This is a genomic window from Streptomyces sp. NP-1717 (assembly GCF_022695985.1).
GTDB lineage: Bacteria > Actinomycetota > Actinomycetes > Streptomycetales > Streptomycetaceae > Streptomyces.
The window spans coordinates 1-17,247 of sequence record NZ_JAAPBF010000058.1 but is presented as its reverse complement, the minus strand read 5'-3'; the positions used below and the strand labels follow the sequence as shown (position 1 = coordinate 17,247).

Annotated in this window: 16 protein-coding genes; 6 read left to right on the top strand and 10 right to left on the bottom strand. The window is 71.3% G+C overall.

Translation table 11 applies throughout. The features are described from left to right. Positions 1-54: 54 nt before the first annotated feature. Complete coding sequence (fdhD, locus tag GXP76_RS15015; RefSeq protein ID WP_242572005.1) at positions 55-894, top strand: formate dehydrogenase accessory sulfurtransferase FdhD; 840 nt, start codon at positions 55-57, stop codon at positions 892-894. Positions 895-1,335: 441 nt separating this feature from the next. Here the strand turns inward: fdhD and GXP76_RS15010 are convergent, their stop codons facing one another. Next, positions 1,336-2,436 carry a bile acid:sodium symporter family protein gene (locus tag GXP76_RS15010; RefSeq protein ID WP_242572004.1) on the bottom strand — a complete coding sequence of 367 codons (1,101 nt, stop codon included), beginning with the start codon at positions 2,434-2,436 and terminating at the stop codon, positions 1,336-1,338. A 146-nt stretch (positions 2,437-2,582) separates the two neighbouring features. On the opposite strand from GXP76_RS15010, the gene GXP76_RS15005 reads away from it, so the two are divergent. From GXP76_RS15005 to GXP76_RS14995, 3 genes are all read left to right on the top strand, one after another. Beyond that, positions 2,583-3,500, top strand: a complete 918-nt coding sequence (locus tag GXP76_RS15005) for a LysR substrate-binding domain-containing protein (RefSeq protein ID WP_242572020.1) — start codon at positions 2,583-2,585, stop codon at positions 3,498-3,500. A 296-nt stretch (positions 3,501-3,796) separates the two neighbouring features. Further along, entirely contained in the window at positions 3,797-5,596 is a 1,800-nt protein-coding gene (locus tag GXP76_RS15000; protein ID WP_242572003.1) for a long-chain fatty acid--CoA ligase, read from the top strand. 113 nt (positions 5,597-5,709) lie between these two features. Further along, positions 5,710-6,549, top strand: a complete 840-nt coding sequence (locus tag GXP76_RS14995) for an aldo/keto reductase (protein ID WP_308354135.1) — start codon at positions 5,710-5,712, stop codon at positions 6,547-6,549. Here the strand turns inward: GXP76_RS14995 and GXP76_RS14990 are convergent. The 5 genes from GXP76_RS14990 to GXP76_RS14970 are packed head-to-tail and all read right to left on the bottom strand — an operon-like array spanning position 6,537 to position 11,665. Beyond that, positions 6,537-7,544, bottom strand: a complete 1,008-nt coding sequence (locus tag GXP76_RS14990; protein ID WP_242572002.1) for an AraC family transcriptional regulator — start codon at positions 7,542-7,544, stop codon at positions 6,537-6,539. The two genes, GXP76_RS14995 and GXP76_RS14990, sit on opposite strands and share 13 nt — an antisense overlap. 45 nt (positions 7,545-7,589) lie before the next feature. Next, positions 7,590-7,892 carry a 4a-hydroxytetrahydrobiopterin dehydratase gene (locus tag GXP76_RS14985; protein WP_242572001.1) on the bottom strand — a complete coding sequence of 101 codons (303 nt, stop codon included), beginning with the start codon at positions 7,890-7,892 and terminating at the stop codon, positions 7,590-7,592. A gap of 3 nt (positions 7,893-7,895) precedes the next feature. Continuing rightward, a complete protein-coding gene (locus GXP76_RS14980; RefSeq protein WP_242572000.1) occupies positions 7,896-9,224 on the bottom strand; it encodes an NAD(P)/FAD-dependent oxidoreductase in 1,329 nt (442 codons plus the stop codon). 40 nt (positions 9,225-9,264) lie between these two features. Continuing rightward, positions 9,265-10,218 (bottom strand): LamG domain-containing protein, encoded by a 954-nt coding sequence (locus GXP76_RS14975; RefSeq protein ID WP_242571999.1) that lies wholly within the window; start codon positions 10,216-10,218, stop codon positions 9,265-9,267. Then, positions 10,208-11,665, bottom strand: a complete 1,458-nt coding sequence (locus tag GXP76_RS14970; RefSeq protein WP_242571998.1) for a sorbosone dehydrogenase family protein — start codon at positions 11,663-11,665, stop codon at positions 10,208-10,210. The genes GXP76_RS14975 and GXP76_RS14970 overlap by 11 nt, the downstream gene beginning before the upstream one ends. A gap of 275 nt (positions 11,666-11,940) precedes the next feature. On the opposite strand from GXP76_RS14970, the gene GXP76_RS14965 reads away from it, so the two are divergent. Next, complete coding sequence (locus tag GXP76_RS14965; RefSeq protein ID WP_242571997.1) at positions 11,941-12,561, top strand: LAETG motif-containing sortase-dependent surface protein; 621 nt, start codon at positions 11,941-11,943, stop codon at positions 12,559-12,561. Between the two features lie 85 nt (positions 12,562-12,646). Here GXP76_RS14965 and GXP76_RS14960 read toward each other — a convergent pair whose 3' ends face one another. The 4 genes from GXP76_RS14960 to GXP76_RS14945 form a co-directional block, all read right to left on the bottom strand. After that, positions 12,647-13,195, bottom strand: coding sequence for a bacterioferritin (locus GXP76_RS14960; protein ID WP_242571996.1), 549 nt, complete (start codon positions 13,193-13,195; stop codon positions 12,647-12,649). A gap of 44 nt (positions 13,196-13,239) precedes the next feature. Continuing rightward, the gene (locus GXP76_RS14955) at positions 13,240-13,512 is read right to left on the bottom strand and encodes a DUF5133 domain-containing protein (RefSeq protein ID WP_242571995.1); all 273 of its coding nucleotides are present in this window, start codon (positions 13,510-13,512) and stop codon (positions 13,240-13,242) included. 124 nt (positions 13,513-13,636) lie between these two features. Then, entirely contained in the window at positions 13,637-14,170 is a 534-nt protein-coding gene (locus tag GXP76_RS14950) for a type 1 glutamine amidotransferase domain-containing protein (protein WP_242571994.1), read from the bottom strand. Positions 14,171-14,222: 52 nt separating this feature from the next. Then, positions 14,223-16,067 (bottom strand): transketolase, encoded by a 1,845-nt coding sequence (locus GXP76_RS14945; protein ID WP_242571993.1) that lies wholly within the window; start codon positions 16,065-16,067, stop codon positions 14,223-14,225. A 204-nt stretch (positions 16,068-16,271) separates the two neighbouring features. Here GXP76_RS14945 and GXP76_RS14940 point away from each other — a divergent pair, with 204 nt between their 5' ends. Then, positions 16,272-17,099: a helix-turn-helix domain-containing protein gene (locus tag GXP76_RS14940; protein ID WP_242571992.1), complete on the top strand. Its 828-nt coding sequence runs from the start codon at positions 16,272-16,274 to the stop codon at positions 17,097-17,099. The last annotated feature ends 148 nt before the right edge of the window (positions 17,100-17,247 follow it).

Genomic DNA, 17,247 nt, shown 5'->3' with positions numbered 1-17,247 from the left:
CACCGGGACCCAGCACCGGCGGAGCCGGACCGAGCGAGAAAGGGGAGGATCACCGTGGGACGCGTCACCGAACGCCGCCGCACCATCCGCATCAGGGACGGAGCTGTCACCACCCGCCCGGACACCCTGGTCGCCGAGGAGCCCATGGAGATCCGGCTGAACGGCAAGCCGCTCGCCATCACCATGCGCACCCCGGGCGACGACTTCGCGCTCGCCGCCGGATTCCTGGTCAGCGAGGGCGTCCTCGGCTCCGCCGACGACGTCCGGTCGATCGTGTACTGCGCCGGCGCGACGGACGACGGCAGCAACACGTACAACGTGGTGGACGTCCAGCTCGCGCCCGGCGTCCCGATGCCGGACATCACGCTGGAACGCAACGTCTACACCACGTCCTCGTGCGGCCTGTGCGGCAAGGCCAGCCTCGACGCCGTACGCACCACTGCGCGCTTCCCGATCGCCGACACTCCCCCGGTCCGCGTCGAACCCGCTCTGCTCTCCGACCTCCCCGACCGGTTGCGGGCGGCACAGCGGGTCTTCGACCGGACCGGGGGTCTGCACGCCGCGGCCCTGTTCTCCGAGGACGGGGAACTCCTCGACATCCGGGAGGACGTGGGCCGCCACAACGCGGTCGACAAACTCGTCGGCCGGGCCCTCCAGCAGGGTCTGCTGCCCCTGTCACGGGCGATCCTGCTGGTGTCGGGCCGCGCGTCCTTCGAACTCGCCCAGAAGGCGGTGATGGCCGGGATACCGGTCCTGGCGGCGGTCTCGGCGCCGTCGTCGCTCGCCGTCGACCTCGCCGCGGAGAGCGGGCTGACCCTGGTCGGCTTCCTCCGCGGCCCCTCCATGAACGTGTATGCCGGCGACGAGCGCATCGCCCTCCACAGCGAGGTGTGACGCGCCGCCGCGGTACGGGATACACGGGACAAGGCCCCGGCCGGCGGGGAGCGCCCCCTGCGCCGGCCGGGGTCCGACCTCTTTTGTTTTTTGGGGGGCTCGGTTCGCCTCCGGGGCGCTTCGAGCCGGTGTCGACGGTCGACCGTGCTCGCCCCCTCGTTCCTCGGGGCCTCCGCGCGCTCTCCCTTTCGACACCGCCGCGCCCCTTCGGCTCACTAGCCAGGGTGACCCGTCCCGCCAGGCTTCCGCCCGCTCCAACCCCGACAGCGGCGCGCCCTTCGGCTCACTCGCCAGGGCGACCCGTTTCGCGGGGTCTCCGCCCGCTCCACCCGTGACAGCGGCGCGCCCTTCGGCTCACTCGCCAGGGTGACCCGTCCCGCCAGGCTTCCGCCCGCTCCAACCCCGACAGCGGCAGCCCCGCCCGGGGCGCCGGGCTCGGTGTCAGGTCTGGCCGGTCACCGCGTGCTTGCGCGCCGGCGACGGGGGGTCGGACAGTGGTTCGTCCGGCAGGGGATCGCGGGAGCGGCGCTTCGCGATCATCGCGCAGACCACCAGTTGCAGCATGTGGAACAGCATCAACGGCAGCACCGCCAGGCTGGCCTGCGCGCCGAACAGCACGCTCGCCATCGGCAGCCCGGCCGCGAGGCTCTTCTTCGATCCCGCGAACTGGATCGCCACCCGGTCCGCCCTGTCGAAGCCCAGCCGGCGCGCCCCGTACCAGCTGACCGTCAGCATCGCCGCGAGCAGCACCACCTCGACCGCGAACAGCGCGCCGAGGCGCCCCGGCGTCACCCGGTTCCAGACTCCGGCGACCATGCCCTGGCTGAAGGCCGTGTAGACCACCAGCAGGATCGATCCGCGGTCCACCCGGCCCAGCAGGGTGCGGTGCCGGGTGAGGAATCCGCCGACCCACCGGCGCAGCAACTGGCCCGCCACGAAGGGCAGCAGCAACTGCGCCACGATCCGCAGCAGTGAGTCCGGCGAGAATCCGCCTCCGCCGCCGCCGAGCAGCAGGGCGGCGAGCAGCGGTGTCACCACGATGCCCGCGATGCTGGAGAAGGACCCCGCGCAGATCGCCGCCGGCACGTTGCCGCGTGCCATGGAGGTGAAGGCGATGGACGACTGGATCGTCGAGGGCACCAGGCACAGGAAGAGCAGCCCGCTGTAGAGCTCCGGTGTCAGGACGAAGGGCACCAGCCCGCGCGCGGCCAGCCCCAGCAGCGGAAACATCAGGAACGTGCAGGCCAGGACGGTCAGATGGAGCCGCCAGCTCTTGAGGCCGTCCAGGGCCTCACGGGTGGAGAGCCGGGCGCCGTACAGGAAGAAGAGCAGCGCGACCGCGCCGGTCGTCGCCCCGCCGGCGACGTCCGCCGTGGTGCCGGACGCGGGCAGCAGCGCAGCGAGGGCGACGGTGCCGAGGAGGGCGAGGATGTACGGGTCGACCGGCAGCCGCGTGAACCGGCGCCGGACCGAACGGGGCGACGGGGACGCCCGGCGACGGCGGAACGGGCGCGGACGGGGGGACGAGGTGCGGCGGTTCATGTGCTCCACTGGTTCTTGCTGTGCTCTGGATCTTGTCCGTGTTCCGGGACGGATCGCGCGCTCTCCATCGTCCTGGGTCCGAGCTTGATCGGGAATCCCGCATACGGCTCTGACTGTCATCACGTTCCGCGATGACGGGGGATACCCTGGGCCGTATGTACGACCCCGCCCAGCTCCGCACCTTCCTGGCCGTGGCGCAGACCCTGAGCTTCACGCAGGCCGCCCGGCGGCTGGACGTACGGCAGTCGACGGTCAGCCAGCACGTGCGGCGGCTGGAGGCGGCGGCCGGGGACCGGCAGCTCTTCACGCGGGACACGCACAGCGTGGAGCTGACCGAGGACGGCGAGGCCATGCTCGGCTTCGCCCGTACGATCCTGGCGGCCCACGAGCGGGCGGCGGCGTACTTCTCCGGGACCCGGCTGCGGGGCAGGCTCCGCTTCGGCGCGTCCGAGGACTTCGTCCTGACGCGGCTGCCCGAGATCCTTCAGTCGTTCCGCACCGACCACCCCGAGGTCGACCTGGAACTGACCGTCGAACTCTCCGGCACGCTCCACGAGCGGCTGGCGGCGGGCGAGCTGGATCTGGTGCTGGCCAAGCGCCGGGGCGGTGACACGCACGGCGAGCTGGTGTGGCAGTCCACCCTGACCTGGATCGGGGCGCCGCGGCTGCGGATCGACCCCGAGCGCCCGGTGCCGCTGATCCTGTTCCCCGCGCCCGGCATCACGCGTGCCCGCGCGCTGGAGGTCCTGGAGGCGGACGGCCGTGCGTGGCGCATCGCCTGTACGAGCGCGAGCCTGAGCGGGCTGATCGCGGCGGCCCGAGCGGGGCTCGGCGTGATGGCGCACACCCGTGGCCTGATCCCGCCGGGGCTGGTGCCGGTGCCGGCCCGCGCGGGGCTGCCGGAGCTGGGTGATGTGGACTTCGTGCTGCTGCACGGACGGCGGGGCGGGCACGGGCGACGGGCAGGCGTCCCGGGAGGGGCCGGGCGCGGTCCGGCGGACGCGCTCGCCGCCGCCATCCTGGCGGGCGGCGACCGGCTGCACCGCCCCGCCGACGCGCGCTGAAGCGAAAACCCGCCACATCGAGGCGCTGGTACAGGCCAACACCCCGCCGCGTGGCGGGGACCGTAATCGCACCGTACAGATTCGGTGGAGATTCCCCCCAAGCGCACTTACTCTACGGTCAGAAGACCGTCCGGCGTCTCTCTCCGGAACCCGTTCCACGCCTCTGACCTGGTGCGATACGGCAAGACCCCACTTCCGTCCGCTCCCTCCCGCCGGGCCTGTCCTTGGGGTACCGTCACGGCGCCGTGCGGAGCGCCACAAGGAGCAGGTCATTGCGCGAGTTCACTGTCCGACCCATGGCGTCTGCGCCCCAAGTGGGCGGGCTGGCGGACGCCGTATTCGATCATGCGCTGGACGATCCCGACCGCGTCGCGCTCGGCCGCAAAGGCCCCGACGACATCTGGCGGGACGTGAGTTCGGCCGAGTTCCGCGACGAGGTGCTGGCGCTGGCGAAGGGGCTGCTGGCACACGGTGTCCGGTTCGGCGACCGGGTCGCGATCATGTGCCGTACCCGGTACGAGTGGACGGTCTTCGACTTCGCGCTGTGGTCGGTGGGCGCCCACTCCGTGCCGGTCTACCCGACGTCGTCCGCCGAGCAGGTCTACTGGATGCTCCACGACGCCGGGGTGTCGGCCTGCATGGTCGAGCACGAGGACCACGCGATGACCGTCGGCTCCGTGATCGACCGGCTCCCCCGGCTCAAGCGGCTGTGGCAGCTCGACGCGGGCGCGGTCGCCGAACTGAACGCCGCCGGTGTCGATATCGACGACGACGTGGTGCACCGGCACCGCCGGGCCGTGACACCCGACTCGACGGCCACGGTCATCTACACCTCGGGCACCACCGGCCGCCCCAAGGGCTGTGTGATCACGCACGCGAACTTCATGTTCGAGACGGACACGATGATCGCCCGCTGGGAGCCGGTCTTCCACTCCAGGCGCGGTGACGAGGCGTCGACGCTGCTCTTCCTGCCCCTCGCGCACGTCTTCGGCCGCATGGTGGAGATCGCCGCGATCCGGGGCCGGGTGAAGCTCGGCCACCAGCCGGTGATGCGGGCGAGTGAACTGCTCCCGGATCTCGCCGCGTTCCGGCCGAGCTTCATCCTCGCCGTGCCGTACATCTTCGAGAAGATCTTCCACGCCGCGCGCCGGAAGGCGGAGCGCGACGGGAGGACGGGGCCCTTCGACAAGGCCGTCGACGTGGCCGTGAAGCACGCGGAGGCGATGGAGCACAAGGCGTTCGGGATCGGCCCCGGCCCGTCGGCGGGGCTGCGGATCCAGCACCAGTTCTTCGAGAAGGCCGTGTACTCCAAGGTGCGCGCGGCGATGGGCGGCCGGGTGCGGCACGCGATGTCGGGCGGCTCGGGCATGGACCGGCAGCTCGGCCTGTTCTTCGAGGGCGCCGGGGTCACGGTCTTCGAGGGGTACGGCCTGACGGAGTCCAGCGCGGCGGCGACGGCCAACCCGCCTGAGCGCACCCGCTACGGAACGGTCGGCCAGCCCATTCCCGGGACCACCGTGCACATCGCGAAGGACGGCGAGGTGTGGCTGCACGGCGCGCACGTCTTCGGCGGCTATCTGAACGACCCGAAGGCCACCGACGCCGTCCTGCGGGACGGCTGGCTCGCGACGGGCGACCTCGGCTCGCTCGACGAGGACGGGTATCTGACCATCACCGGCCGGAAGAAGGAGATCCTGGTGACGTCGGGCGGCAAGAGCGTGTCGCCGGCCGGCCTGGAGGAGCGCGTACGGGCCCATCCGCTGGTCGCGCAGTGCATCGTGGTCGGCAACGACCGGCCGTACATCGCCGCGCTGGTCACGGTCGACCAGGAGGCCGTGGAGCACTGGCTCGCGATGCGGGGCAAGCCGCCACTGCGGCCGGTGGACCTGGTGCGCGACCCGGATCTGGAGCTGGAGGTCCGGCGCGCGGTGGTGGCGGCCAACACGCTGGTGTCGCAGGCCGAGTCGATCCGTACGTTCCGGATCCTGGCGCATCCCTTCAGCGAGGAGCACGGGCTGCTGACACCGTCGCTGAAGCTGAAGCGCAAGGCGATCGAGACGGCGTACACGGTCGAGGTGGACGCGCTCTACCGCTGACCGGGGCACGGATGGCATCCGTACGGACGTATGAGTGGGGGAGCGGGAATGCGGGCATGCCCGTGTTCGTTGGCCCCCTGAGAATCAACCGACGACGTAAGGATCGACCGCACGTGAGTAAGGTCCCCTCCCTCACCCTCAACAACGGCGTCGAAATGCCCCAACTGGGCTTCGGTGTCTGGCAGGTCCCCGACGACGAAGCGACCCGGTCGGTGAGTACGGCCCTGGAGACCGGCTACCGCAGCATCGACACGGCGGCGATCTACGGAAACGAAGAGGGCACGGGCAAGGCGATCGGCACCTCCGGGATCGCCCGCGAGGACCTCTTCGTCACCACGAAGCTGTGGAACGGCAAGAACGAGACCTGGACGCGGGACAGCGTGCTGCGCGCGTTCGACACATCGCTGTCGAAGCTCGGCCTCGACCACATCGACCTGTATCTGATCCACTGGCCGCGCGCCGTGCGCGACGACTTCCTCACCATCTGGCGCGCGTTCGAGGAGATCGCCGGGACCGGCCGGGCGAGGGCGATCGGTGTGTCCAACTTCCAGCCCGCGCACCTGCGGCGGCTGCTGGCGGAGACGTCGGTCGTGCCCGCGGTCAACCAGGTGGAGCTGCACCCGCTGTTCCAGCAGGCCGAGGTGCGCGCCTTCGGCGCCGGACACGGCATCGTGACGGAGGCATGGTCGCCGCTGGGTTCCGGCAAGGGGCTGCTCGACGTCCCGACGGTGCTGGCGATCGCCCGCAAGCACGGGCGGACGGCCGCGCAGATCGTGCTGCGCTGGCACCTCCAGCTCGGCAATGTGGCGATCCCGAAGTCCGTGACGCCGTCCCGGATCAAGGAGAACTTCGAGCTGTCCGGCTTCGAACTGGACGCGGAGGACCTGGCGGCGCTCGCCGCGCTGGACTCCGGGACCCGGCTGGGCTTCGACCCGGACACCTACGACGGCTGAGCGACGGCGGACCTCGATCGCCGGACGGGCTCGGTGTTGTCCTCGATCGCCGGGCGGGCTTTCAAGCCCGCCCGGTGTTCCTGCGGGCTGATGCCCCGTACCCGCTTGAAGGCCGTACTGAGCGCGAACGAGCCGCCGTAGCCGACCTGGCGGGCGATCGACTCGACCGTGGCGTCCGTCTCCCGCAGCCGGTCGGCGGCCAGCGAGAGCCGCCAGTCCGCGAGATAAGCCATCGGGGGCTCGCCCACCAGCGCGGTGAAACGGCGGGCGAGCGCCGCGCGGGAGACCCCGCACTGCGCGGCGAGGGACGCGACGGTCCAGGGATGGGCGGGTTCGTTCTGGAGGAGCCGGAGCGCCCGGCCCACCACCGGGTCGCCCATCGCCCGGTACCAGCCGGGCGCCGCCGCGTCGGGGCGGGAGAACCAGGTCCGCAGCGCGGCGATCAGCAGCAGATCGAGCACCCGGTCGAGTACGACGCTCTGGCCGGGGTCGTCCCGTGAGATCTCGTCGTCCAGGACCGGCAGCAGCGGACAGTTCCAGGCGTCGGCGGGCAGGTGCAGCACGTCGGGCAGCGCGTCGAGGAGCCGCCGGCCGACCTCGCCGGCCATCCCGTAGGTGCCGACGAGCATCGTCGACGACCCGTCGGGGGCGTTGCCCCACGTCCGTACGCCCAGCTTCATGGACACGTCGAGCGGTTCGCCGCGCAGGGTGTGACAGGTGCCGCCGGGGCCGATGAGGGCGTGCGGCGTACTGCCGGGGGCGTCGGTGACGGTGTACGCCTCCGGGCCCCGCACGATCGCGATGTCGCCGGGCCGCACGTGGACGGGCTCCGTGGCCGAGTCGTGGACGAGCCATGCCTCGCCGCGCGTGACGCACATCAGACAGAGCGGGGCGCGGTCCTCGATCCGTACGGACCACGGCGGTTCCATCACCATGCGCAGCAGGAAGGCCCCACGGGCGCGGGGTCCGTCGAGGAGTCCGGCGAGTGCGTCCATACCGGCCAGATTAGACGCGCCGGAGAGACCGCCGGAGACCGTGCCTCAGCCCGCGCCGTGCGTGGGCGCGATCTCCTCGACCCGTGCGGCCAGGTCGAAGTCCCGGTCCGTGATCCCGCCGACGTCGTGCGAGTTCACGGCCAGGTCGACGGTGTTGTAGCCGAGGGTGAGATCGGAGTGGTGGTTCAGCTCCTGCTGGATCCGCGCGACGTGCAGGACCATCGCCGCCGCGGCGAAGTGGTCCGCGAGCCGGTAGCTGCGGGCGATCTTCCCGTCCTCCACGGACCACTCCGGCAGCGCCGCCAGCCGGTCCTCGATCTCCTGGGGCGTCAGCGAGTTCTTCGCCATCAGTCACTCCTTACGAGGTCCGCCGGGGACCCTCGCCAGTTCGGGGGACGCGGTGTCGAGCGGCACGGTGTAGGAGCGTACGAGCCCGAGCTGTACGCCCTGCCGGGGCAGCACCGCGTCCAGTATCCAGTCCGCCGCGACGCGGACCCGGTTCCCGGGCATGGCCGCCAGATGGTAGCCGCGGGTGACCGCCCCGGCGAGCGGGCCGGAGAGGGGCACCCCGAGCGGGTTCGCGGCGGCCTTGACCCCGCCGAGGTCGACGAGGAAGCCGAGGTCGTGGTGCGCGTACGTGCGCGTCTGTCCGTGGCCGAGGGACGCGGCCACGTTGTGGCCGGCCACCCTGCCCTGGCGGGACGCGTGCTGCGCGGTCATGGGGGTGCACTGCCCCGGCCTGGTCAGATCGGGTACGGCGGCCGCGTCGCCGCACGCGAAGACCTCGGGGTGGCCGGGGACGTTCAGGTGCGGGTCGACCCGCAGCCTGCCGTGCTGGACGGGCAGTCCGACCTCGCTGACCAGCGGGTCGGGCCGGACGCCGACGCACCAGACGAGCGTCCGCGTCCCGACGAACTCCCCGTCGTCGAGCTGGACGCCCTCGCCGGTGGCCTCCGTGACGGACGTACCGGTGCGCACGTCCACACCTCGTGCGCGCAGGACGCGGTGGGCGGTGTCGGAGAGCCTGCGGTCGAGTTCGGGCAGGATCCGGGGCGCGATGTCGACGAGCAGCCAGCGCGGGGCGGGCCGCCTGTTGTGGCCGGGCTGTCTGCGGACCAGGGCGTCGGTGTAGAGCTTGCCCTGGGCGGCGACCTCGGTGCCGGTGTAGCCCGCGCCGACCACCACGAAGGTGGTGCGGGCCCTGCTCACGGCGCCGTGGTCGGCGGCGGCGAGTTCTATCTGGCGGGTGACGTGGTCACGCAGGTACAGGGCCTCGGGCAGGCCCCGGAAGCCGTGGGCGTTCTCGGTGACGCCGGGGATCGGCAGCAGTTTGTTGACACTGCCGACGGCGAGGACGAGCCGGTCGTAGGTCAGCTCGCCGCTCTCGCCCTCGGGGCCGGTGTACCGCACGCGCCGTTCCGCAAGGTCGACGTGGTCCGCCTCGCCCAGGACGACGCGTACGCGGGGCAGCGCGCCGGGCAGGGAGACGGTCACCCGGCGCGGCTCCAGGATCCCGGCGGCCACCTGGGGCAGGAGCGGGAGGTAGAGGAAGTAGTCGGTCGGGTTGAGCAGGACGACCTCGGCCTTGTCCCGTACGCTCCGGCAGAGCGTACGGGCGGCCTCGAATCCGGCGAATCCGGCTCCCACGACAACGACGCGCGGACGGTTTGCACGGCTCACGTTCGACTCCGAACTGTGGCTGTCTGCCCCGTCCGCCCCATTATCCTCGCGTGCGCCGGTACTGCGACATGATCTCGGCGGGCGTGAGCGCCCGGTCGAAGAACATCAGGTCGTCCATCCGGCAGTCGCAGGGATTTCCCTCCTGGGTGTTCTGCGGATAGCTGCCGCCGATCTTGATGCCCCGCGGATCGGTGGGCGACGCGGTGTCGGGTTCGGGTGGTCCGTCCACCGCCCACGGGTCACCGGCCACGACGTGCCGACCGGGCAGCGGCTGCCCGTCGCGGTACAGCGCCATGGTGCCGTTGTCGAAGTCGAACGTCGCGGCGAGTGACACCCAGGTGTCGGGCGGCAGGATCTGCCGCCAGTCGGCGTCGGCCGCGAACGTCTGTGAACTCCCGTTGTCCACCCGGCGGCCGAGCGCGACGACCTTCATCTCCCCGCCGACCGTGATGAGTTCGAGCAGGGCACGGACGTCGTGGCCCTGCGAGGTGCCGGAGAGGATCCCGGCGAGGCCGATCGCGTTGTAACGGTCGTCCGGATCGGCGGTGTTGGAGTTCGGCGCGGGATTGTCGGCGGTCATCCGGAACCAGCCCATGACGGTGGTCTGACGCGCGCCGTTGAAGGCGCGCAGGGTCTCCACCCCCTGCGGGCCGTACACGCCGGCCTTCCAGTCGTCGGTCCCGGCGGTCTGCGGCGAGACCTGCCGGGTGCGCAGGACCCGGCCGGGCCGCTCGTCGTCCCTCACCCTCGACTGGGCGCCGCCGTTGACGAGTTCGAGCGTGGTGCCGGACCGGCCCCGGTCCCGCTCACGGGCCGGGTCACCGGGGACGGGGTGCTCGAAGTCGTACGCGGCGACCGGACGCGGTGCGTGCGAGGGCCCGCCCGCGGCCCGGTCGGCGGGACCGGCCGCCGGGACGAAGGCCGTGACCAGGAGGGTGGAGGCGGCGGCTAGTGCGAGCGCGAGGCGGCGGCGCCCCGTCGGGTCAGCGCGCATCGGTCACCTTCCAGATCTTCCCGTTGGCCTTGGCGAGTACGTACAGCTCACCCGCGCGGTCCGTACCGAAACGGAGGTCGACCCGCCTGTCCCCCGCCAGGTCCGCCATCGACGTCGTCGCGCCCGCCGCGTCGAGGACCTTGAACTGGTGCACCTCGGCGAGCGGCCCGCCACGGCGCATGTCCGCCACCTCGGAGTAGAAGATCCGGCCGCCGACGCCCTCGCCGTAGACGTACTTGCCCCGCAACTCCGGGATCTCCGCGCCCCGGTAGACGAAGCCGCCGATCAGCGCGTTGCCGCTGTCGGCGCACGGTGTGGCGGGCGGCGGTACGTGGTCGAAGGCCGCGACCGGATAGGTGTAGCCGTACTGCTCGTCGTTCTCGGGGAGTTGGTAGACGCCACAGGTCGGGTTCCCCTCCTTGCGGTACTCGAAGGGCCCCTCGCGGTCGCTCCAGCCGAGGTTGTCACCGGCCCTGACGTCGTAGACGGACTCGACGCGGTGCTCTCCGATGTTCCCGACGAACATCTGGCCGCTGCCCGCGGAGTCCCAGCTGAAGCGGTGCGGGTCGCGGAAGCCGTACGCGTAGATCTCGCCGAGCACGTACTGGCGGTGCACGAAGGGGTTGGACGGCGGGATGCCGTACTTGCCGCCGGGGCCGTTGTGGCCGCCCGGGTCGATGCGCAGGATCTTGCCCTGCGGTACGTACAGATCCTGCGGCACGGAGCTGCGCCAGCCCGCTCCGCCGTCACCGGCCGCGATGTAGAGCAGCCCGTAGTCCTCGTCGCCGGGGCGGGCGTTGGGGTTGAAGTTGATCTCCTGGATGTCGTGGATGGTGCTCTGGAAGCCGAGCCGCATCACCTCGCGGCGCGAGCCGTCGAAGGTCGTGGCGGCCGGGTCGTCGGCCGTCCACTCCGTGACGACGCTGTGGACAACCGTGACTCCGCCGGAGGGCAGGTCGGGACGCTTCTTGAGCGCGTCCCTGGCCTCGGTGTGGACGGTGTAGAACTTGCCGTTGTCGGCGAACTCCGGGTGGAAGGCAACGAATCCGAAGCCGCTGCCGAGCCCTTGGTGGGACCAGAAGTCGGGGCCGAAGGCGGCGCCGACGTCCAGGTACTCGGTGGGCGCGCCCGCGTCGTCCAGCAGATGCAGCTTGCCGTTGAGGTCGGGGACGTACAACCGGCCCGAGCCGTCCGGGACTTCGCCGACGAAGTTGATCCTGGCCCAGCGCTTGAGCCGGTCGTCGGTCGGTGGCGGTACCGGTGCGGACTTGGGGAGGGTCGAGAATTCGTCAAGAACCAGGCCAATTTCGGAGAGCGTGGGATCGGGCAGCGGATCGGCGATCGGCCCGTCCTCCCGCGCCGCGGCCGGTGGCACGAGAAGCGCCATCAGCAGCACCCCCGCCGCAATGGCCAGTCGTCTTCCGCCTGTTGTTCCGGGCTTGGGCATCCCGCTCACCTCATCGGCTCGGACGGTACGGCCCGGCAGCGTGCCCCGGACCGAACAGAAAGCGCTTCCTACGAAGCATCCGCGCCAAGTTACAAACGAGACAAGGGCAGGGCAAGGGGCCGGGAGCGAGCAAAGTGGCGTGGGCATCGATTTCGGGCACAACAGCCCCATGGGACGGTCAAGTCGGCAGGGGTGTGTGCGAAGTGGGCCTCGAATGGCGGTAATGTGCGCGCGCGCCGCCATCCCGGCCGGCGCAGTTCCCGCGGAGGATTTCAGTGACTGTATTCAACAGATCGTGGCGACGCCCCGGGGCGCTCGTGACGGTCGCGGCGGCGAGCGCGCTCGGCGTCGGCCTCTTCGCCGGCCCGGCGGTGGCGCACACCCCGGCCTGGGCCGTGACCTGCTCGGAGGTGAGCGTCGATCTCGTCAACTACACCGCCGACGCCGAGAACACGGTGACCCTGACCGTCGACGGCAAGGAGCTGCTGCCCACCGAGAAGTTCGGTGGCGAGTTCCACAAGAAGATCGAACTGCCCGAGCACACGAAGGAACTGAAGCTCAACCTCGTGGTGGTGGACGGTTCGGGCAACGACGGTTCGCTCAACGACACCAAGACCGCGCCGGTCTGCGAAGGCACCGAGCCCGAGCCCGAGCCGTCGACGACGCCTCCGGGCGAGCCGACGCCGCCCGCGGAGGAGCCGAAGCCGGAGCCGGAGCCGAGCAAGACGACCGCCGCCGCCGTGCCGTCGTCGCAGCCGAGCCCCGCGGGTGACGACCTCGCCGAGACGGGCTCCTCCAGCACGACCCCGCTGATCGCGGGCGCCGCGGCCGTCATACTCGTCGCCGGTGCGGGCATCACGTGGGCCGCGCGCAAGCGCCGCACCGTGGGTAACTGACCCACCGGGCGACCACCGCCGACGACTGCCGGCCGAAGGCCGAACCACCGCCGACGGCGGTGTCATGACCGGCGGCGCTGTCCGGTCAGGACGTCCTGGCGCTGCCCGGCAGCCGCTCCAGCAGTCCGCGCAGATCGTCCGCGTGCTCCTCCTCCTGCGCGAGCAGATCCTCGAAGATGCGGCGTGTGGTGGGGTCACCGGTCCCGAGCCACTGCGCGATCTCCGTGTACGCCGCGATGGCGACGCGCTCGGCGACCAGGTCCTCCTTGATCATCTCGATCAGGTCCAGGCTCGCGTCGTACTCCGCGTGCGAGCGCCTGGTCAGCGTCTCCGGGTTGAAGTCGGGCTCACCACCGAGCTGTACGATCCGCTCGGCCAGCCTGTCGGCGTGCTGCTGCTCCTCCCCCGCGTGCTCCAGGAACTCCGCGGCGACCGGCTCCGCGTACAGCCCCGTCGCCGTGTAGTAGTGCCTCTTGTAGCGCAGGGTGCAGACGATCTCGGTGGCCAGCGCCTCGTTCAGGACCTGGAGGACACGGCCGAGATCCGCCCCGTAGGCATCCGTCACCGGGCCTTTCGCGATCTCCTCGCGCGCGCGTTCGCGAATCGTCTGGATGTCGGTGAGGAATTCGGCCATGCCCGTTCACGCCCTTTCTTTCCGCTGCTGATGTCCGCCGGGTCTCAGAATTCGCCGGCCCCGGAGTTTTCCGTCGCCCTGCGCGCCCGGGCGGCTCTGCGTGCCCGCACACCCCGATGACTTCTGCCGAGGTACGACTCCGCCGCACGGATCGCCTCATGCGCGGTGCGGTGCCCCATCAGCACGCAGAGGGTGTAGGCGGCGTCGTCCAGCCGCCGCCTGCGCACGGAGTTGTGCGGCTCCTGGAGGACCAGCTGCTCCCAGACCCGGTAGCGGCGCAGAAGCTGGGCGAGCCGGGCCTTGTCCGGCAGAAGCATGCTCGTCTCCCGATCCCGAGGTCGGCCCGGCTGCCCGGGCGGTCGCCCGACAGACGTTGTCCGGCTCGTCAACACTGCGCCGATCGCGCGGTGTGCGCAAACGGGCACATCCTGTGATGAATCCTCAGGCGTCGAAGACGTCGATGAAGACCGAGTCGAACGCCTTCAGATCGTCGGGCCTGCGACTGGTGACGAGCGTGTTCGGACCGTCGGTGCAGATCTGGACCTGCTCGTCCACCCAGGTACCGCCCGCGTTGCGGATGTCCGTCCGCAGGCTCGGCCAGGAGGTCAGGGTCCTGCCGCGCACCACGTCGGCCTCCACCAGCGTCCAGGGGGCGTGGCAGATCGCCGCGACCGGCTTGCCCGCGTCGAAGAACCCCTTCACGAAGGCGACCGCCCCCTTGTCCGTCCGCAGCGCGTCCGGGTTGGCCACGCCGCCGGGCAGGACGAGTCCGTCGAAGCCGTCGACCGCGCTGTCGGCCACCGTCGCGTCCACCGGGAAGGTGTCGGCCTTGTCCAGGTGGTTGAAGGCCTGCACCTCACCGGGGCGGGTCGAGACGAGGACGGGCTCACCACCGGCGTCGGCCACCGTCTGCCAGGGCTCGGTCAGCTCGACCTGCTCGATTCCCTCCGGTGCCATCAGAAACGCGACGCGCATGGGTTCTCACTCCTTCTGTGCTCTCCGGTTCGACGCTCTTCCGCGTCCTTCGTCAGCGCACCACGGCGGTGCCCGTCAGGAGCTTCACGGCGGCGGCGATCGAGTCGGCGTCGATGCCCGCGGCGCGCAGCTGCTCGGCCGGGGTCGCGGAGCCCGGCATGTTCCGTACGCCGAGACGCACCAGCCGGGGCGCCGGCCTGCCGTCGGAGAACACCTCCGCGACGGCGTCGCCGAGGCCGCCCTGCGGGTGGTGGTCCTCCACCGTGATCAGACAGCCAGTGTCGGCCGCGGCGGCCTGGAGGGTGACCTCGTCGGCCGGTTTGATCGAGTACATGTCGATGACCCGCACCGTGATGCCCTCGGCGGCCAGCAGGTCGGCCGCCTTGAGGCACTCGTGGACGGTGACGCCGGAGCCCACGAGCGTCATCCGGTCGTCGATGGAGTGCCGGATCACCTTGCTGCCGCCGACCGGGAACTGCTCGTCGGGGCCGTAGAGCACCGGTGTCTTCCCGCGCAGTGTGCGCAAGTAGCAGACGCCCTCCAGTTCGGCCATCGCGGCGACGAGCCGGGTCGTCTGGTTGGCGTCGCAGGGCTGGAGCACCGTACTGCCGTGCAGGGCACGGAACATCGCGAGGTCTTCGAGGCCCATCTGGGAGGGCCCGTCCTGGCCGATGGAGACCCCGGCGTGCGAGCCGACGACGCTGATGGACGCCCGGCCGACCGTCGCCATCCGCAGGAAGTCGTGGGCCCGGGTGAGGAAGGCCGCGAAGGTGGAGGCGTACGGGATCTGGCCGCACGCCTGCATGCCGATCGCGGCGGCCACCAGCTGCTGCTCGGCGATGTAGAGCTCGAAGTACCGCTCGGGGTGCTCCTTCGAGAAGAACTCGGTACGGGTCGAGTCGCCCACCTCGCCGTCGAGCGCCACGATGTCGCCGCGGGCGGAGCCGAGCGCGGTCAGGGCCTGGCCGTAGGCGTCACGGGTGGCGATCTCGTCGCCCACGTCGAAGCGCGGCAGGTTCAGATGGCCGACCTCGGTTCGGGGTTCGGTGGCCGCCGCGTCGGGCTTGCGCACCTCGACCCGCAGGTTCCGCCGGCCGCCCAGCTCCTCGATGGCGCTCGCCGCGTCCGGCAGGGGCTTGCCGTGCCTGCCCTCCTTGTCCTCGACGGCGGCGACTCCCCGGCCCTTCCTGGTGGCGGCGATGATCGCCGTGGGCTCGCCGACGGTCGAACGGGCCTCGTTGCAGGCCGCATCGATCGCGTCGATGTCATGGCCGTCGACCTCGATGGTGTGCCAGCCGAAGGCGTGCAGCCTGCGGGTGTACGCGCCGAGGTCGTGCTCGTGGCGGGTGGGGCCGCGCTGGCCGAGCCGGTTCACGTCGACGATCATCGTCAGCGAGTCGAGGTGCTGGTATCCGGCATGCTCGGCGGCCTCCCAGATCGAGCCCTCGGCCATCTCGCTGTCACCGCAGAGCACCCAGACCCGGTACGGGACCTTGCCCAGCCGCTGCCCGGCCAGCGCCATGCCGACGCCCACGGGCAGGCCCTGCCCGAGCGAGCCGGTCGCGACGTCCACCCAGGGCAGCCGGGGCGTGGGGTGGCCTTCGAGCCGGCTGCCCTGCCGGCGGTAGGTGCGGAACTCCGACTCGTCCACGGCACCGGCCGCGAGGAACATGGAGTACAGCAGGGGTGACGCGTGCCCCTTGGAGAAGATCAGCCGGTCGTTCCCCGGGTGGTCGGGCCGGTCGAAGTCGTAGGTGAGGTGATTGGCCAGCAGTACGGCGGCGAGGTCGGCCGCTGACATGGACGAGGTCGGATGCCCGGAGCCCGCCATGTCGGCGACCCGGACCGAGTCCACCCTGAGCTGCTGTGCCAGTTCTGTCAGTAGTTCGCTACGCATGTCACTCCTCACCGGATACGACCGGGTGCGGCCGGACGGGCGGACGGCGGACTTCCCGGCCGGCCGCGTGCCCGGGGACAGCTGCGGCAAACGGGAGTCACGTCATGTTTCGCCCCTTGACAACCAGATTGCCCCACCTGGGAGGAGCCCGCAGAACACCGGGTCCGGGGCGGGCGCCGTCCCGGACCCGGCTACCGTCCACGTATGACATCTCGCGCACCCGTCACCGAGGTCGGTCCGCTCCTCAGGGGCTGGCGTGAACAGCGGCGGATCAGCCAGCTGGAGCTGGCCCTGCGCGCCGACTCCTCCGCCCGTCACATCAGCTTCGTCGAGACGGGCAGGTCCCGGCCGAGCGAGGAGATGGTCCTGCGGCTCGCGGAGCACCTGGACGTACCGGTGCGGGAGCGCAACACGCTGCTACTGGCGGCCGGCTACGCGCCGCGGTTCACCGAGACCTCGATGGACGACCCGTCGATGGCGGTGGTGCGGGAAGGGCTGGAGCGACTGCTGCGGGGGTACGAGCCGTATCCGGCCCTCGTCGTGGACGGAACGTACACGCTGGTGGCGGCCAATCGGGGCCTCGCCCTGCTCATGGAAGGCGTGCCCGACCATCTGCTGGTGCCGCCGGTGAACGCGATGCGGGCCATCCTGCATCCGGAGGGGGCCGCGCCGCGTATCCGCAATTTCCGGCAGTGGCGGCTCCATCTGCTGCACCAGATGGAGCGGCAGATCGCGCTCGCCCGCTCCGAGGAGCTGCGCGCGCTGTACGAGGAAGTCGCCGCGTATCCGCCGCCCGAGGGAGTCGACGACGGGCCGGAGGGGGCCGGGGATCCCGACGACGCGGCGGCGTTCGCGCTGGGGACCTTCGCCCTGCCGCTGCGGATCGAGCACGGGGGGCAGGTGCTGACCTTCCTGTCGTCGATCTCGACGTTCAACACGCCGATGGACGTGACGGTCGCGGAGCTGGCGATCGAGACGTTCCTGCCGGCCGATCCCGCAACGGCGAAGTACCTGATGTCGGCGCTGGGCTGAGGACGCCGGGGTGAGCACGCCGCGCACGGTCCCCGGCGCCGGAGCGGGTCCGGCGCCGGGGGTGGCCGGTGCGGCCGTGTTCTCGAGGTGGCGCCCCCGGAGGGGTACGCCTCGCGGGGGACTCGGTCTGAGGTACGGCTCAGGCCCT

What these genes read in the sequence shown, in the direction of transcription:
- GXP76_RS15010 (WP_242572004.1), bottom strand. Translation starts at nt 2,436, where the DNA reads ATGAACCGCCGCACCTCGTCCCCCCGTCCGCGCCCGTTCCGCCGTCGC.
- GXP76_RS14945 (WP_242571993.1), bottom strand. Translation starts at nt 16,067, where the DNA reads ATGCGTAGCGAACTACTGACAGAACTGGCACAGCAGCTCAGGGTGGAC.
- GXP76_RS14975 (WP_242571999.1), bottom strand. Translation starts at nt 10,218, where the DNA reads ATGCGCGCTGACCCGACGGGGCGCCGCCGCCTCGCGCTCGCACTAGCC.
- GXP76_RS14950 (WP_242571994.1), bottom strand. Translation starts at nt 14,170, where the DNA reads ATGCGCGTCGCGTTTCTGATGGCACCGGAGGGAATCGAGCAGGTCGAG.
- GXP76_RS14990 (WP_242572002.1), bottom strand. Translation starts at nt 7,544, where the DNA reads ATGGACGCACTCGCCGGACTCCTCGACGGACCCCGCGCCCGTGGGGCC.
- GXP76_RS14955 (WP_242571995.1), bottom strand. Translation starts at nt 13,512, where the DNA reads ATGCTTCTGCCGGACAAGGCCCGGCTCGCCCAGCTTCTGCGCCGCTAC.
- GXP76_RS14970 (WP_242571998.1), bottom strand. Translation starts at nt 11,665, where the DNA reads ATGCCCAAGCCCGGAACAACAGGCGGAAGACGACTGGCCATTGCGGCG.
- GXP76_RS15000 (WP_242572003.1), top strand. Translation starts at nt 3,797, where the DNA reads ATGGCGTCTGCGCCCCAAGTGGGCGGGCTGGCGGACGCCGTATTCGAT.
- GXP76_RS14985 (WP_242572001.1), bottom strand. Translation starts at nt 7,892, where the DNA reads ATGGCGAAGAACTCGCTGACGCCCCAGGAGATCGAGGACCGGCTGGCG.
- GXP76_RS14940 (WP_242571992.1), top strand. Translation starts at nt 16,272, where the DNA reads ATGACATCTCGCGCACCCGTCACCGAGGTCGGTCCGCTCCTCAGGGGC.
- GXP76_RS14960 (WP_242571996.1), bottom strand. Translation starts at nt 13,195, where the DNA reads ATGGCCGAATTCCTCACCGACATCCAGACGATTCGCGAACGCGCGCGC.